The sequence below is a fragment of the Kitasatospora sp. NPDC054768 genome, assembly GCF_053612025.1.
Window position 1 is genome coordinate 33,540 of the sequence record NZ_JBSHBN010000033.1, and the last position, 15,055, is coordinate 48,594.

Sequence of the window (15,055 nt, forward strand, 5' to 3'; positions counted from 1 at the left end):
GGTGTCGACCCCGGTCGGGCGACGGCCGCCGGTCGTGCCTACACTCGAAGCCCTGCGAGATTACCGGTCAGTAGAGCCGGGCAGGTACGACCAACCGGTGCGATCGCCGGACGGTGGAACGTCCGGCAGGGAGTGGGGAGTTCGGATGACCGACGAGCGGGTCCACGCGTTCGCCGACGACGCCCTGGGCGCCCACGACGCGGTGGCGCTCGCCGCGCTGGTCCGGGCCGGCGCGGTCAACCCGAGGGAACTGGTCGGCGCGGCCGCCGACCGGGCCGCGCGGGTGGACGGCACGCTGCTGCCCGTCGCCCATGCTTCGTACGACAAACCGCGGATCAGCCGGGAGGGGATCGGCGGTCCGCTCTGGGGCGTACCGACCTACCTCAAGGACAACGTGGACCTGCGCGGCCTGCCGACCGCGATGGGCAGCGAGGCCTACCGCGCCCGCCCGGCCCGCCGCAACGCGCGCTTCACCGACCAGTTCCTCTCCACCGGCCTGGCCGTCCTCGGCAAGACCAGACTGCCCGAGTTCGGCCTCAACGCCTCCACCGAGTTCGCCACCGCCCAGCCGGTGCGCAACCCCTGGAAGCCCTCGCACTCGCCCGGCGCGTCCTCGGGCGGCGCGGCGGCCCTGGTGGCCGCCGGCGTGGTGCCGATCGCGCACGCCAACGACGGCGGCGGCTCGATCCGCATCCCGGCGGCCTGCTGCGGGCTGGTCGGGCTCAAGCCCACCCGGGGCCGACTGGTCACCAACGCCCAGAGCGGCAAACTGCCGATCGACCTGGTCACCGACGGCGTGCTGACCCGCTCGGTGCGCGACACCGCCGCCTTCTTCGCCGCCGCCGAGCGGCACCGCGGCAACCCCGGGCTGCCCCCGCTCGGCCTGGTCGAGGGGCCGGGCGATCGGCGGCTGCGGATCGGCCTGGTGGTGGACTCGCCGATCGCCAAGACCGACGGGCCGACCCGGCAGGTGGTCGAGGAGACCGCCGCCCGGCTGGAGGCGATGGGCCACCTGGTCGAGCCGACCGCACTGCCCTTCGGCGAGGAGTTCTCCCGCGACTTCGTCAGCTACTGGGGCTACATCGCCTGGGCCATCGCCGCCACCGGCCGGCTGCTGATCGACCCGAGCTTCCGGGCCGGGAAGCTGGACGGCCTGACCACCGGACTGCGCCGCCGGTTCCAGGCGGAGTTCCCGCAGACCCCCGGCGTGCTGCGGCGGCTGCGCCGGGCCGAGGGCGTGTACGCGCGGATCTTCCGCGACCACGACGTGATCCTCTCCCCGGTGCTCGCCCACACCGCCCCGCCGATCGGGTACCTGAGCCCGAACGTGGACTTCGACGAGCTGATGGACCGGCTGATGCGCTACGTCGCCTTCACCCCGGTCAACAACGTGACCGGCGGCCCGGGCATCGCGCTGCCGGCGGGCTCCGAGCCGGGCGGGCTCCCGGTCGGGGTGCACCTGTCGGCGGCGCACGGGCAGGAGCGGCTGCTGCTGGAGCTGGCCTTCGCGCTGGAGGCGGACCGGCCCTGGCGGCGGATCCAGGACTGAACCCGGCGGGGTGGGGCGCACCCGGCGGACCCGGGACCGAACCCGCGGGTCGGGGATCGAACGTCGAGGGTCCGGGACCGAACGCCGAGGGTCCGGGACCGGCCGCGCGCGCTCAGGGCGCGGGGGTTCGGGGCATCGGCGCGACCACCGACCGGGCGGCGCGCACCTCGTGGTGGAGCCGGGCCAGCGCGCAGTCCGGTGCCAGCGCGTCCGGCTCCGCCCCCGGCGGCGGCCCGCCGGTGCGCAGCGCCTCGGCGAGGCCGGTCAGCTCCCGGGTGACGGTGGCGACCTCGGCGGCGGTCGGCACCGGAGCGCCGTGCTCGATCCGCACCCGGGTGGCGGTGGTGGTGTCCACGATCCGCTCGACCGCGATCACCACCGGCCAATAGGCCTCCGCCCGGGTGCCGACCGGCGGCGGCTCGGTGAGCGCCCGCTGGAACTCGCTGCGCACGGTGGACAGGTCCCGGTAGAGGCGGCGCCGGTAGCGGGCGCGGGCCGGTTCGTCCCGTCCGGGCGCGGTGGCGAGGGCCAGCGACACGTACGAGGCGGTGTCCTGGACGGCGTCGGCGAGCCGGTCGCCGATCCGGGTGTGCCAGGAGTCCGGCCACAGCAGGTAGCCGACCAGCAGCGCGATGCCGCAGCCGATCAGCGAGTCGTAGAGCCGGGGCGGCACCAGGTGGAAGCCCTGGTGGTTGAGCAGGTCGGAGAGCAGCAGGATCACCGGGGTGATGGCCGCGGTCTGGAAGGCGTACCCCTTGGCGGACAGGGCCGGGATCAGGGCCGCCAGTGCCGCCATCACCGGGACGTCCCACCAGCCGTGCGGCACCTCGGCCAGGACCGGGACGGCGATCAGCAGCCCGGCGGCGGTGCCGAGCGCGCGCAGCACCGCGCGGGAGAACACCGAGCCGAAGTCGGGCTTCATCACGAAGGTCACGGTCAGCGTCACCCAGTACGAGCGGGGCACCGCGATCACCGAGACCAGCACCTGTGCCAGCCCGATGCACAGTGCCAGCCGCAGCCCGTACCGCCAGGACGCGCCGGACAGCAGCAGTGCCCTGGTCGCCCGCCGGGCCCTGACCTCGATCCCGGCGGGGCGGCCCAGCCGGTCGCCGGTGGCGTACGGGTCGGGTGCGGCCTCGTGCACGACGACGGCGGCGTGCCCGATCGCCTGGACCAGCGCGCGGGTGGACGGGCCGGCCGGGACCGGCAGGCCGAGCGGCGGGGGCGGGCCGGTGCGGTTCTGCTCGACGGCGTCGGCCAGCGCGCGCACGGCGGCCGGGTAGCCGGCGGCCAGCGGGCCGAACTCGGGCGGGCGCAGCTGGGCCGCCGAGGCCGCCTCGACCACCGGGATCACCGCGTTGAGCTGGGCGAGCAGCCGCACCAGGGTGGGTGAGCGGCCGTGCCGGCGGGCCCGGCGGGCGAGCAGCAGGTCGTAGGACTGGTTGAGCGACCGGGTGAGTTCGCGGCGGCGTCCGTCGTACTCCGGAGTGCCGGCGGCCTCCAACAGGTCGGCGACCGCCCGGTAGGTGCCGGCCACCACCGCCCGTTCGGGGACGCCCACGCGCAGTGGCCAGGCGAGCAGGGTCAGGGCGAGCACCACCAGGCCGCCGAGCAGCAGCAGGGCGGGCGGCAGCCACCAGGGGGAGGGCAGTGGCAGCCCGGCCCCGACGACCGCGTTGAGCAGCAGGAGCAGTCCGGAGACGGAGGCGACGGCGCCGATCGAGGAGATCATGCCGGAGACCAGCGCGACGACGGTCACCGTCGCGACGGCCGTCCAGCCGGCGCCGAACACCAGGGTGCCGAGCAGCATCCCCAGGGCGCCGAACAGCTGGGGCACGGCGATGTTGTAGACCCGCATCCGGTACGCGTCGGCGGTGTCCCCGATGACTCCGGACAGCGCGCCCATCGACACCAGCGCTCCGTAGGCGGGCCGTCCGGTGGCGGTGCCCACCGCGAGCGGGGCGGCGAGGGCGACGGACGCGCGGGCGACCGCGGCCCAGGGGACGGGCGCGGCCCGGGGCCGCAGACCCTCGGTCAGCCACGGGGGAGCCGTCAGCGCGGGTGCCATGAGCCCAACGTACGGCCGGCCCGACCGGTTCACCGTGCGCGCGAATATGTCAATTCCAGAAACATACCCGCTCTTATGTCAGTCTCCGAAACATAAAGCGAACCCCGAGAGGCGTCGTGAGCTGCGTTGATTTCCCAATCGGTAACCCGCAGGAAAGGGTTGACACCATTAGTTGGTCTAGTCCAACGTATGGGGAGCGCGGTTCGGCAAAGGCTGATGCGGGGTGAGGTGCCTTGCCGGGCGGGAGAGTTGGCCCCCTGACGTGGCGCTGTTCCGCGCCCGTGGGCCGAGGCGAGAAGGACCGTAGACGGACGGCCCTCCGGGTCGGACTCGAATTCCTGTTGCGGCCGGTGGCCGGCCGTCGACTCGCCGTGCCCGCATCGAGCCCGCGAGGAAGCGCTGCGTCGACTACGAACCATGGAGTGACTGCCCATGCCGAGCCCTGCCGAACACCCCGACGGACCCGACGGGGAATACCTGTACCGGGCCGCCTCGCAGCGCCCCTACTTCAGTGCCGACACCGAGAGCTACCTCGCCCCGACCGCGCTGCGCGAGATCCGCAAGAAGCACCCGCTGCGGGTGCTCTCGGAGGAGGACCACGCGTTCTGGCGGACCTACGGCTACGTGGTGGTGAAGCAGGCGATCCCGGCCGGGGCCGCGCGCCGACTGCTCGACTTCGCCTGGGAGTTCCAGGGCCTGTCGCCGGACCGCCCCGAGGACTGGTACCGCGAGCGCGAGTACCGCGACGAACTCGACCGGCACCTGCACGTCTACGGCTTCGTCGAGGCCTACCACCACCAGCTCATCTGGGACAGCCGCCAGTCGCAGCGCGTCTACGACGCCTTCGTGGACGTGTGGGACTGCGAGGAGCTCTGGGTCACCCTCGACCGGCTCAACCTCAACCCGCCGAACGTCCGCAACCGCGACCGCGCGCTGATCGAGCCCACCGACCGCGGCTTCGACATCGAGCTGCACTGGGACGTCGACACCACCCGGGACATGCTGCCGCAGCGCGTCCAGGGCATCATCGCGCTCAACGACACCGCCCCCGACCACGGCGGCTTCCAGTGCGACCCGGAGCTGTTCCGCCGCTTCGACGAGTGGCGGGCCGCCCAGCCGGCCGACCGCGACCCGATCCGCCCGGACGTCGACCGCGCCGAGTTCCCGGTCGTACGGCCCGAGTTGGAGGCCGGTGACCTGCTGATCTGGAACGGCCTGCTCGCCCACGGGGTGGCGCCCAACACCTCCGCGGGCGGTGTGCGCGCGGTGCAGTACCTGTCGATGATGCCCGCGCTGGAGGAGTCCGGGAAGCTGCGCCGCTCCCGGGTGGAGTCCTGGCGCACGCTCGGCACGCCGGACTGGAACCGCACGCTGGTCGGCGACGCCGACCGGCCCGAGGCGCAGCGCTACGGAACCGCCGAACTCAACGAGCTGGGGGAGAAGTTGCTCGGCCTGCGGTCATGGAGCGGCAAGCCGTTCGACGAATGCGGGGACACGGGGGAGCGGGAATGCGCGACGTCTGCCTGACTCTGCCCACCAACCGCGCGTGCGCGGACACCATCACCGCGATCGGCGCCGAAGCCGCCCACGCCGTACGGCGGTTCGGCGTCCGGGTGCACCTGCTGGTGCTGGACTCCGCCGAGCCCGCGGACCGTGCCCGGCACGCCGGGACCCTCGCCGGCCTGCCGGCCGTCGACGGCGTGGTCGTCCACCACCTGGACGAGGACGCCCAGCGCGCCTTCCTGCGCGAGGTGATCGACCGCTCCGGCGCGGCCGACCCGGACCGGCTGCTGCGCCTGATGCTGCCCGACGCCGTCTCCTACGGCGCCTGCACCAACCGGGCGTTCCTGCTGGCCGCCGCCCTCGGCTGCGCGTCGGTGCACCGCCGGGACTCCGACAGCCGCTACCAACTGCTCGACGGCGAACCGGTGTTCCCGATCGAACACGAGCTGGCCACGCTCGGGCTGAAGGCCGCCGACGCGGCCGCCGCCGTCACCGAGAACACCCTCGACGCGGCGCACGCGGACAAGCCGGTCGCACTGGTCGGCGCCTCCTTCGTCGGTGAACTCTCCGTCGACGTCGGCGAGATCCGTGAACTCGACCCCGAGGTCCACCACGACGTGGTCGCGCTCTGGGCACCCACCGGCGCGAGCGAGGAGGAGAAGCGCGAACTCGTCGCCGAGTCCTTCACCGGAGGCGGCACCGAGCCCTTCACCGCCGACCGCGCGGTGCTCGACCTGCCCGACATCTGGCACATCGACATGTGCAACATCGGCCTCCACCACGAGGTGTACGAACGGGTGCCGCTGCCGCCCGCCACCGACACCATCGGCAGCGACTACTTCCTGCACCACCTGGTGCGCGACGCGACCCTGCCGGGCGTCACCCACAACCGCCACATCGTCAACTACCACACCCCGGAACGGCGCACCGGCCCCGGCTTCACCGCCTACCAGCTGCGCTACGCCAAGTTCCTGCTCTCCATGCTCTACCTCTACCCGGTCTACTCCGAGATGGAGGCGGCCGGCGGCGCCCTGCTGGACGAACAGCACCGCGTCCGCCCCGAACCGATCGCCGAATCCGCCCGTCGCAGCGCCGCGACGGACCGCGCGGAGAACCACCGCAGGCTCGCCGAACTCGACCGCTGCTACCGACGCCTCGGCGGAAAGTACGCCGAGTTCGCGGACCACCTGGCGCCCCTGCGGGCACGCCTGCTCGACGAGGCGCAGACGGACATCGAGGACTTCGCAGCGCTGATCGACGCGTGGGGCCCGCTGGTGCGGGCGAGCAGGGCCACCCCCGTCGACCGGCGGCCACGCTAGCCGGACGGGGAACTCCACGTGATACGCCAGACCACCAGCCATGCCACCGGCCATGCCACCGGCCATGCCACCGGCCACGCCACCAGCCTTGCCACCGGCCGCGCCGGCGGCCACAGCGCCGCCCACCCGCCCGCCCACCGCGCCCCGGCCGTCTCCGCGGTGCACACCGAGACGCGCCGCGCCGACGAGCACGACCGCACCGCGCTGCGCGCCGCACTCGCCGCCGCCACCGACGACCGGATCATCTACGACCTCGACGGCATCGGCCGCCAGTACGCCGCGCTCTGCGCCGAACTGCCCGGCGTGGCCGTCCGCTTCGCGATGAAGGCCTGCCCGGTGGACGAGGTGCTGGACCACCTCGCCGCCCTCGGCTCGGGCTTCGACGCGGCGAGCCCGCAGGAGATCGCCCAGGCGCTGCGCACCGGCGTGCCGCCCGAACTGATCCACTACGGCAACACCGTCAAGTCCGACCGCAACATCGCCGAGGCCCACCGGCTGGGCGTGCGGGACTTCGCCACCGACAGCCTGGAGGACGTCGCGGCGATCGCCGAACACGCCCCCGGCGCACGGGTGTTCTGCCGCATCGCGACCACCGGCGAGGGCGCGCTGTGGGGCCTGAGCCACAAGTTCGGCTGCTCGCCCGAGGACGCCGTGCGGGTGCTCGACGCCGCCCGCACCGCCGGGCTCGTGCCGTCCGGACTGTCGGTGCACGTCGGCTCCCAGCAGATGACCGCCGAGGCCTGGAGCGCCGCCGTCGAGTCGCTGGCCGCCGTACTGGAGGCGCTCAACTGGCGCGGCATCACCCCGACCCGGATCAACCTCGGCGGCGGCCTGCCCGCCCTCGGCGTCCTCGACCGCGGCGGACGCCCGCTCGACCCGCCGCTGGACAAGATGTTCGCGGTGATCCGCGAGGGCATGGAGCGGCTGAGCGCCGTCAACGCCGCGCCGCTGGAGTTCCTGCTGGAGCCCGGGCGGCACCTGGTCGCCGACCACGGCGCGATCCGCGCCCACGTCTCCCGGCTCACCTCCCGCCACCGCCCCGACGGCACCCGGGAGGACTGGCTCTACCTCAGCTGCGGCAAGTTCAACGGCCTGTACGAGATGGACCAGCTCCAGTACCGGCTGGAGTTCCCCACCCACCCGGGCGGGCAGTTCGTCAACGCCGTGGTGGCCGGCCCGACCTGCGACAGCGACGACGCGTACGCCCAGGAGGGCGGCCTGGTGCGCGTCCCGCGCGCGATCGGCTCCGGCGAACCGGTCTGGATCCACTCCTGCGGCGCGTACGCCACCGCCTACGCCACCCAGGGGTTCAACGGCTTCGCGCCGCTGCCGTACAGCTGCATCGGCGGGCGCCGCGACGGAGGAGAGAGATGAGCGAGTACCACATCCGGCTGCTCCGGGAGGAGGACTGGGACGAGGTGGTCGCGCTGGAAGAACGCGCCTACGCCGCCAGCGGCCTGTCCGAGGGCCGCGAGGCGCTGCGCTCCCGGCACCGGGCCTCGCCGGACACCTGCTTCGTGCTGGAGCACCCGGGCGGCCTCGGCGGCTACCTGCTCGCCCTGCCGTACCCGCTGTTCCGCTGCCCGGACCTCGGCCGCGGCGAGGACGGGGCCGACGCGGGCGAGCGGCCGACCAACATGCACGCCCACGACCTGGTGATCTCCGAGGACCTGCGCGGCCGGGGCCTGTCCCTGCGGCTGCTGCGGCACCTGGAGCACACCGCCCGGACGGCCGGCTACCGGAGCGCCTCGCTGGTCGCCGTCCGCGGTTCGCACGTGCTGTGGACTCCGCTGGGCTACCGCGCCCGGCCCGAGATCGACCTGCCCGAGAGCTACGGCACCCGGGCGGTCTACATGGCGATGCCGCTGGACGCCGTCCCGGTCCGGCCGCTGCCGCACTCCACCGCGATCCGCGGGCCGTACTCCAGAGCCGAAGTGGGCTGATACCGATGTCCCCCGTTCGCGACGACTTCCGCCGGTCCCAAGTGGCCATCGGCGCCCTGTTCTTCGTCCTCGGATTCCAGTACGCGACCTGGGTCTCCCGGGTGCCCGCACTCAAGGCCCGGCTCGATCTGGGCGAGGCCCAGATCGGCCTGCTGCTGATGACCTGCGGAATCGGCGCGGCGGTGTCCTTCCCCCTGGTCGCGGTGCTGACCCGGCGGCTCGGCTCCCGCCTGCTCTCGGTGCTGTCCGCGCTCGCCCTCGGCGTGATCCTGCTCGCCCTGTCGGTGGTGCCGAACTACCCCGTGACGCTGCTGGTGCTGTTCTTCGACGGCGTCGCGGTCGGCTGCCTGAACGTCGCGATGAACGCCCAGGGCGCCGCGCTGGAGGCCCGCTTCGAGCGGGCCACGATGTCCCGGCTGCACGCCACCTTCAGCGCCGGTTCGCTGCTCGCCGCCCTGCTGGCCTCGGGCGTCACCTCCGTCACCGGCACCCCGGCGGTGCACTTCGGGGTGGCCGCCGCGCTGCTCGCGGTGCTGGTCGTGGCGGCCCGGCCGGGGCTGCTGGCGGACCGGCCGGCCGAAGCCGCCGAACCGGAGGAGAGGAAGCGGCGCCGCGGCTTCGTGCTGCCGACCGTCGCGACCCTCTGGATGGGCCTGGCGATGGTCTTCGGCACCGTCACCGAGGGCGCCATGAACGACTGGTCGGCGCTCTACCTCAAGGACCACGTGCACGCCGGCGCCGGGCTCACCCCGATGGGCATCGCGGTGGTCTCGGTGATGATGGTCTGCGCCCGGATCTTCGCGGACGGCTGGCGCACCCGCTTCGGCGACGGCCGGATCGTGCGCACCGGCAGCCTGCTGGCCGGCCTCGGACTCGCCCTGGCCCTGGCGGTCGGCGGCGTGGTCCCGACCCTGCTCGGCTTCGCCTGCGTCGGCCTCGGCGTGGCCGCGGTGACCCCGTGCGTCTACGTCGCCGCCGCCCGGCAGGGCGCCGACGCCCTCTCGCTGGTCGCCGCCATGGGCACCACCGGCCTGCTGGCCGGCCCCGCCGTGATCGGTTTCATCGCCGGTGCCACCAGCCTGCTCTGGGGCATGGCCGCCGTCGCCGCCTCGGCGGCCGTCGTCTCCCTCTGCGCCACCCGGATCCGCTGGCCCGGCCAGGGCACCTCCGCCGCCCCCGCCGACCCTCTGCTCGCCGCCGACCCGAGCTGACCCCTCCCGCACGCCCGCCCGGGACCTCGCGCACCCCCGTCGCGAGGTCCCGGGCGGGTTCCGGTCCCGGGCCCGGTCAGCGCCCGGCCGCGACGTCCGCACCGCCGGTGGCGACGTGGTGGGCGAGCCGGGCGCGCAGCGCGGTGAGGCGGGCGATCTCCGCGTCCAGGGTGGCCAGCCTGGCGCTCACGACGGGGGCGAAGGTGTCGGGGCCGGGGGACTCGGAGCAGCGGACCGGCGGGTCCTGGGCGAGCAGGTCGAGGCGGTGGGCGCGGCTGGCCAGGTCGTCCACCGTCAGCCCCACGGCGAGGAGTCGGCGGATCACCCGGACCCGGGCGACCTCGGCCGGTCCGTACTCGCGCTGTCCGGAGGCGGAGCGGGCGGGCGGGGGGAGGAGGCCGCGCTGTTCGTAGAAGCGCAGTGCCCTGGGTGTGGTGCCCGCCGCTGCCGCCGCGTCCCCGATCCGCATGCCCGCTCCCTGGTCGTCAGAGTTCCACGACGGTCGTCCCGAAGGTGTCCCCGGTGAACAGTCCGGTCAACGCCGCGGCGGCCCGGGAGATGCCCGCCACCGAGGTCCGGGGGAAGGTGATCTCTCCGGCGCGCAGCCAGCCGGCCAGGCGCTCCCGCCACTCGGCCTCCAGGTCCGGGTGGTCGAGCACGGTGAAACCGCGCAGGGTCAGGCCGAGGGTGACGGCCCGGAAGCCGTCGATCACCACCGGGCCGTCGCCGCCCGGACGCTCCGGAGCGAGCTGGCCGGCCAGCGAGCCGACCAGGGCGAACCGGGCGCCGCGCCGGGCCGCGTCCACGGCGGCGGTGAGCTGCTCGCCGCCGACCAGGTCCAGTACGACGTCGACGCCGTCCGGCGCGGCCCCGGCCAGCTGCTCGGCGAACGGCCGCCCGCCGGGCACCAGCACCGCGTCGTAGCCGAGTTCGTCGGTCAGCCGCTTCGCCTTGGCGGGCGAGCGGGTGGTGCCGACCACCCGGGCGGCGCCGAGCAGCCGGGCGACCTGCCCGGCCACCGTGCCGACCGCGCCGGCCGCACCGGTCACCAGCACCACGTCGCCCGGGCGCACCCCGGCGGAGCGGGTCAGCCCGCCGTAGCCGGCCGAGGCGGCGGAGACCAGGGCGAGCGGGTCCGGGAAGTCCGACGGGACGGGGGTGAACTGCGCGGCCTGCGCGAGCGCGTGGTCCCGCCAGCCGTGCAGATGGGTGACCAGGTCGCCCGGGCGCAGCGGCCCGTCCTGCGGTGCGGCCAGCACCTCACCGAGGGCCGGTCCGAACAGCGCGTCCCCCACGGCGATGTGCGGCATCGGCAGGCCGGAGCCCGCGCCGCCGATCAGCGTGCGCAGGCCGGGGAAGACCAGGAAGGCCCGGTTGCGGACGAGCACGTCCCCGGGGCCCGGCGCCGCCAGCGGCTCCTCCGTGACGGTGAAGTCCCCGGGGGCCGGCAGCCCGGCCGGAGCGGCGGTCAGCCGGACGACGCGGGCGGTGGTGGGCAGGGCCATGGTGGCGCTCCTCGGAGCAGGAGGGGGCGGCGGGCCGGTGCCGCCGCGGGACGCCCGGACGCTAACCCCTGACGCCTGCGTCAGGGGCAAGCCGACCGGGGGCGGCGGTGTCTGACGGGGCGGCGGTGTCTGACGGGGCGTGGGTGTCTGACGGGGCGTGGGGGAAGCGGGTCTTCTAGAGTCGCGGGTGGTACGGGCGTGCGACTGTGGTGCGTCCGTACGACCGCGAGCCGCACCGAGAGGAACGAGCAGCATGACCGAGCAGGCCCCCGAGCCCTTCGAGCCCGTCGACGAGGACTGGCGGACCGCGCTGGCGATCGTCGCCCACCCCGACGACATGGAGTACGGCGGGGCCGCGGCCGTCGCCCGCTGGACCTCGCAGGGCAAGAAGGTCGTCTATGCGATGGTCACCAGCGGCGAGGCGGGCATCGACTCGCTGGACCCGGCCGAGTGCGGCCCGCTGCGCGAGGCCGAGCAGATCGCCTCGGCGCGCGTGGTCGGCGTCGACACCGTCGAGTTCCTCGGACACCCGGACGGGGTCGTGGAGTACGGGCTGCCGCTGCGCCGGGACATCGCCCGGGTGGTGCGCAGGCACCGGCCGGACATCGTGATCACCAGCAACTTCCGGGACACCTACGGCGGGCAGTTCCTCAACCAGGCGGACCACATCGCGGTCGGCCGGGCCACTCTGGACGGGGTCCGGGACGCCGGGAACCGCTGGGTGTTCCGCGAGCTGCTGGCCGAGGGCCACGAGCCGTGGAACGGCGTGCGGCAGATCTGGGCGGTGGCCTCGCCGGAGGCCGGGCACGCGGTGGACACCACCGCGCACTTCGACCGGGGCGTCGCCTCGCTGGAGGAGCACAAGGCGTACCTGGCCGGGCTGGGCGGGGCGATGGCGGAGCCGCGGGAGTTCCTGGAGGGCTTCGGCCGGGGCGCGGGCAGCCGGCTGGGGACGCGCTTCGCGGTGCCGTTCGAGGTGTTCCCGCTGCGCTGACCCGCGGCTACTCGGGCCCGGTGCCGGTGCCGGTGCCGGTGTCGGTGTCGGTGTCGGTGCCTGCTCCTGTGCCCGTGCCCGTGCCGGCGCCCGTGCGGCGCCGGCGCCGGTGGCGCAGCACCTGCCGGAGCAGGACGGCGGCGACCAGTACGCCCAGCCCGACCGCGAACCAGACCTGGTAGTGCAGCGCCGTGCGGTACACCGCGCCGATGTTGGCCCCGGCGAGGTAGCCGAAGGTGCCCCAGACCGCCGTCCACAGCACCGCGCCCAGCAGGTTGAACGGCAGGAACCGGCGCCAGGGCATCTCCGTGGTCCCGGCGATGATCCCGTTGTACTGGCGCAGCCCGTCCACGAAGCGGGCGACCGTGACCACCTTGCCGCCGTGCCGGGCGAAGAAGTCCTCGGCGCGGTCCATCCGGGCCGGGGTGAGCAGCACGTAGCGGCCCCAGCGGTGGACGAAGGCGCGCCCGCCGGTGCGGCCGATCAGGTACCCGAGGCTGTTGCCGAGGGCGGCGGCGCCGGCCGCGACCAGCAGGACGGCGGCGAAGTCGAGGTGCCCGGCGCCGGCGTACACGGAGGCCAGCACCAGCACGGTCTGCCCGGGCACCGGGATCCCGCAGTTGTCGAGCAGCACGAGCAGCGCCACCGCGAGGTACCCGTAGTGGTCCAGCAGTGGCGCGAGCCCGGCGAGTGCCCCGGGCAGCGGGGTCGTGGGAGCGGACACCGCTCCTCACCACCTCGCGCGGGGCGGGGTGACGGGGGTGTCGGTCAGAGGTTCGCCTCGCGACGCTCGATGTTGCAGTCGGGGCCCGGGTAGATCAGACCTTCGTGGCCGTCCTCGAACCGGACCATGTACGGCGGCTGTCCGTCGGTGCCGCGCACCTCGACGATCTCGCCCTTCTGGTCCACCATGCCCACCGACCTGCTGTGGATGTGGAGCTGGTCACCTACCGCTGCCTGCATGGTCTGCTCCCTCGGGTCGTGTGCCCGGCCGCCTCCACGGCCGTTCCCGCTATCCACTGTGCTGCGGGTGCGGCGGGCGCGCAACGCCTCGGGCGGACGGGGCGCGCGCGGGGCGCGGGGTTCGGCGTCAGCGGGCGGAGGACTGTTGCGCGAGGTAGCCGCGGACCAGCCGCTTGCACTCGGCGATCAGCGCCGGATCGCCGTCGGGCGCCTCCCGGAAGGCCAGCTTGAGCACCGCGTCGGCGGCCTCCAGGGCCACCCGCAGGGCCAGCGTGGTGGCCGACGGGTCGCCCGCCCGGAACAGTTCGCCGCCGAGCGCCTGGAGCCGCAGCGCGACGGCGGTGTTGTTGTCCACGCCCGCGTCCAGCAGGTGCAGGTCGTCCTGGACGCCGGTGGGGACGGCCGGGCCCGCCAGGCCGAAGTCCAGCTGGCCGAAGCCCGGCACCGCGCGCTTCATCGCCACGAACTCCTCCACGGCCAGGTCGGTGAAGAGGGCGGGGCCGACCGGTGCGGCGGCGGCCAGCCGGGCGTCCAGGCGCTGGAGGTAGTGGTCGAGGTTGCGGGTGGCGAGCGCGGCCAGCAGGTCCTCCTTGCCGGCGAAGAACTGGTAGAGGGTGCCGATCGGCACCTGGGCGCGCTGGGCGACCTCCTTGGTGGTGAGCGCGGTCGCCCCGACCTCGTCCAGCAGCCCGGCGCAGGCGTCCAGGATGCGGCCGTACCGCTCCAGGCTGCGCTGCTGGACCGGGCGGCGCCTGACCGGTCCGGGGGCGGGGTGACTCCTGTCGCTCATGACCTCACTGTGCCGCATCCGCCGTGACGGCGGCGAATCACCGGGGCGCGAACGGCCCGGAGTTCCCCGTGGGGCGGGAGCCGACTGGTGGCCGGAGCTGAACGGCACGGTGGCGGGAAGGTGTCCACGAGCTGGTATAGGCCTTGTCGTGGACGCGATGACAGGTTCATACTCCTGGGGCGGACTACTTTGCGTGATCAACTCATGCCTCTTCGTGGTGATCGCGATTCAGCTGTGGCGGCCGAGACGCCTGTGACGGACGCACCGCCGCCACCCGAGGTCTGGACGACACCGTGTGCCTCCACTGCCCGCGCCACGTCCTGTGGCGTCACGACCCTGTGTGTGCCCGCCCGACGGAAGGAGGGGATCGGTTCGGTGACGCTGCACTCCGGAGGGCGTGAGGCCCTCGACACCGAGCACCGCCGCCAGTTCCTGGAGTCCGGATACCTGGTCCTGCCCGGCCTGCTGCCGGAAGCGCTGCGCGAACGGCTCGCCCCCGAGGTCGACCGGTGGGTGGACGAGGGCCTGCGGGCCCGGTCGATCGCCGCGTGCGCCGACCCCTTACGCCACGGACCGCCCCCGCTGCTGGAACTGGAACTGCCCGCCCACGGCGAACTCCTCACCCACCCACCGCTGCTGCGCACCCTGACCCGCCTGCTCGGGCCGGACTTCGTCTTCCACCACCTGCACAGCGACCGCCAGGACCCGGGGATCCCGGGCAAGGCCTGGCACCACGACTGCGAGCCCAACGACCGCTCCGACCCGTCGCTGCTGATGGTCCACGCGCTGCACTACCTCGGCGGACTGGACGAGCGGGTCGGCAGCCTGGCCGTGCTGCCCGGCTCGCACCTGCGCACCGTCGGCAAGTCCGCCTTCGCCCACCACGGCACCGCGGAACTGCCCGGCGAGGTGGTCCTCGACCGGCTGCCGCCCGGCTCGACGGTGCTGCTCAACTCGGCGCTGTTCCACACCCGCAGACCGGCGCCCGAAGGGCCGGGCCACCCCCGGTACTTCGTCGACGCCTCCTACTGCCAGGTGGGGGCGCGCTGGCGCCCGGTGAAGCCCTATTGGCGGCAGATGCTCGCCCGGGCCCGCGAACTGGACCTGGCCGACGGCCAGTGGCCCGAGCTGTTCGCCGAGCGGCACTTCACCGAGTACACCGCCGGCGAACACGCCCGCACCGAGTACACCGGAACCGTCTGAGGAGCAC

At 74.3% G+C, this 15,055-nt stretch carries 14 protein-coding genes; 8 read left to right on the forward strand and 6 right to left on the reverse strand.

Annotated elements, in window-relative coordinates:
* Nucleotides 1–145 precede the first annotated feature (145 nt).
* Nucleotides 146–1,549 carry an amidase gene (locus tag ACWGKU_RS13155; protein WP_401046927.1) on the forward strand — a complete coding sequence of 468 codons (1,404 nt, stop codon included), beginning with the start codon at nucleotides 146–148 and terminating at the stop codon, nucleotides 1,547–1,549.
* Nucleotides 1,550–1,661: 112 nt separating this feature from the next.
* On the opposite strand, the gene ACWGKU_RS13160 is transcribed toward ACWGKU_RS13155, so the two are convergent.
* Nucleotides 1,662–3,617 (reverse strand): FUSC family protein, encoded by a 1,956-nt coding sequence (locus ACWGKU_RS13160; protein WP_452179218.1) that lies wholly within the window; start codon nucleotides 3,615–3,617, stop codon nucleotides 1,662–1,664.
* A 432-nt stretch (nucleotides 3,618–4,049) separates the two neighbouring features.
* On the opposite strand from ACWGKU_RS13160, the gene ACWGKU_RS13165 reads away from it, so the two are divergent.
* From ACWGKU_RS13165 to ACWGKU_RS13185, 5 genes are all read left to right on the forward strand, one after another.
* Entirely contained in the window at nucleotides 4,050–5,144 is a 1,095-nt protein-coding gene (locus ACWGKU_RS13165) for a phytanoyl-CoA dioxygenase family protein (RefSeq protein ID WP_452179219.1), read from the forward strand.
* Nucleotides 5,126–6,439, forward strand: a complete 1,314-nt coding sequence (locus tag ACWGKU_RS13170; protein WP_452179220.1) for a DUF6271 family protein — start codon at nucleotides 5,126–5,128, stop codon at nucleotides 6,437–6,439. Before ACWGKU_RS13165 ends, ACWGKU_RS13170 begins: the two co-directional genes overlap by 19 nt.
* Nucleotides 6,440–6,643: 204 nt before the next feature.
* The gene (locus tag ACWGKU_RS13175) at nucleotides 6,644–7,813 is read left to right on the forward strand and encodes a type III PLP-dependent enzyme (RefSeq protein ID WP_387688293.1); all 1,170 of its coding nucleotides are present in this window, start codon (nucleotides 6,644–6,646) and stop codon (nucleotides 7,811–7,813) included.
* Nucleotides 7,810–8,382, forward strand: a complete 573-nt coding sequence (locus ACWGKU_RS13180; RefSeq protein WP_401046939.1) for a GNAT family N-acetyltransferase — start codon at nucleotides 7,810–7,812, stop codon at nucleotides 8,380–8,382. The genes ACWGKU_RS13175 and ACWGKU_RS13180 overlap by 4 nt, the downstream gene beginning before the upstream one ends.
* Nucleotides 8,383–8,387: 5 nt before the next feature.
* Complete coding sequence (locus tag ACWGKU_RS13185; RefSeq protein WP_452179221.1) at nucleotides 8,388–9,593, forward strand: MFS transporter; 1,206 nt, start codon at nucleotides 8,388–8,390, stop codon at nucleotides 9,591–9,593.
* A 76-nt stretch (nucleotides 9,594–9,669) separates the two neighbouring features.
* Here ACWGKU_RS13185 and ACWGKU_RS13190 read toward each other — a convergent pair whose 3' ends face one another.
* Nucleotides 9,670–10,062 carry a MerR family transcriptional regulator gene (locus tag ACWGKU_RS13190; protein WP_401056141.1) on the reverse strand — a complete coding sequence of 131 codons (393 nt, stop codon included), beginning with the start codon at nucleotides 10,060–10,062 and terminating at the stop codon, nucleotides 9,670–9,672.
* Between the two features lie 16 nt (nucleotides 10,063–10,078).
* Entirely contained in the window at nucleotides 10,079–11,098 is a 1,020-nt protein-coding gene (locus ACWGKU_RS13195) for a zinc-binding dehydrogenase (protein WP_452180369.1), read from the reverse strand.
* A gap of 253 nt (nucleotides 11,099–11,351) precedes the next feature.
* Between ACWGKU_RS13195 and ACWGKU_RS13200 the strand changes: the two genes are divergently transcribed.
* Entirely contained in the window at nucleotides 11,352–12,092 is a 741-nt protein-coding gene (locus ACWGKU_RS13200; protein ID WP_401053614.1) for a PIG-L deacetylase family protein, read from the forward strand.
* 7 nt (nucleotides 12,093–12,099) lie between these two features.
* Here the strand turns inward: ACWGKU_RS13200 and ACWGKU_RS13205 are convergent, their stop codons facing one another.
* The 3 genes from ACWGKU_RS13205 to ACWGKU_RS13215 all read right to left on the reverse strand — a co-directional run bounded on the left by ACWGKU_RS13205 (nucleotide 12,100) and on the right by ACWGKU_RS13215 (nucleotide 13,845).
* A complete protein-coding gene (locus ACWGKU_RS13205; protein WP_452180370.1) occupies nucleotides 12,100–12,816 on the reverse strand; it encodes a DedA family protein in 717 nt (238 codons plus the stop codon).
* A gap of 44 nt (nucleotides 12,817–12,860) precedes the next feature.
* Entirely contained in the window at nucleotides 12,861–13,055 is a 195-nt protein-coding gene (locus ACWGKU_RS13210) for a DUF1918 domain-containing protein (RefSeq protein ID WP_359898515.1), read from the reverse strand.
* Nucleotides 13,056–13,182: 127 nt separating this feature from the next.
* Complete coding sequence (locus tag ACWGKU_RS13215) at nucleotides 13,183–13,845, reverse strand: TetR/AcrR family transcriptional regulator (protein WP_359898516.1); 663 nt, start codon at nucleotides 13,843–13,845, stop codon at nucleotides 13,183–13,185.
* 375 nt (nucleotides 13,846–14,220) lie between these two features.
* On the opposite strand from ACWGKU_RS13215, the gene ACWGKU_RS13220 reads away from it, so the two are divergent.
* Nucleotides 14,221–15,048 (forward strand): phytanoyl-CoA dioxygenase family protein, encoded by an 828-nt coding sequence (locus ACWGKU_RS13220; protein ID WP_380540512.1) that lies wholly within the window; start codon nucleotides 14,221–14,223, stop codon nucleotides 15,046–15,048.
* Nucleotides 15,049–15,055 lie beyond the last annotated feature (7 nt).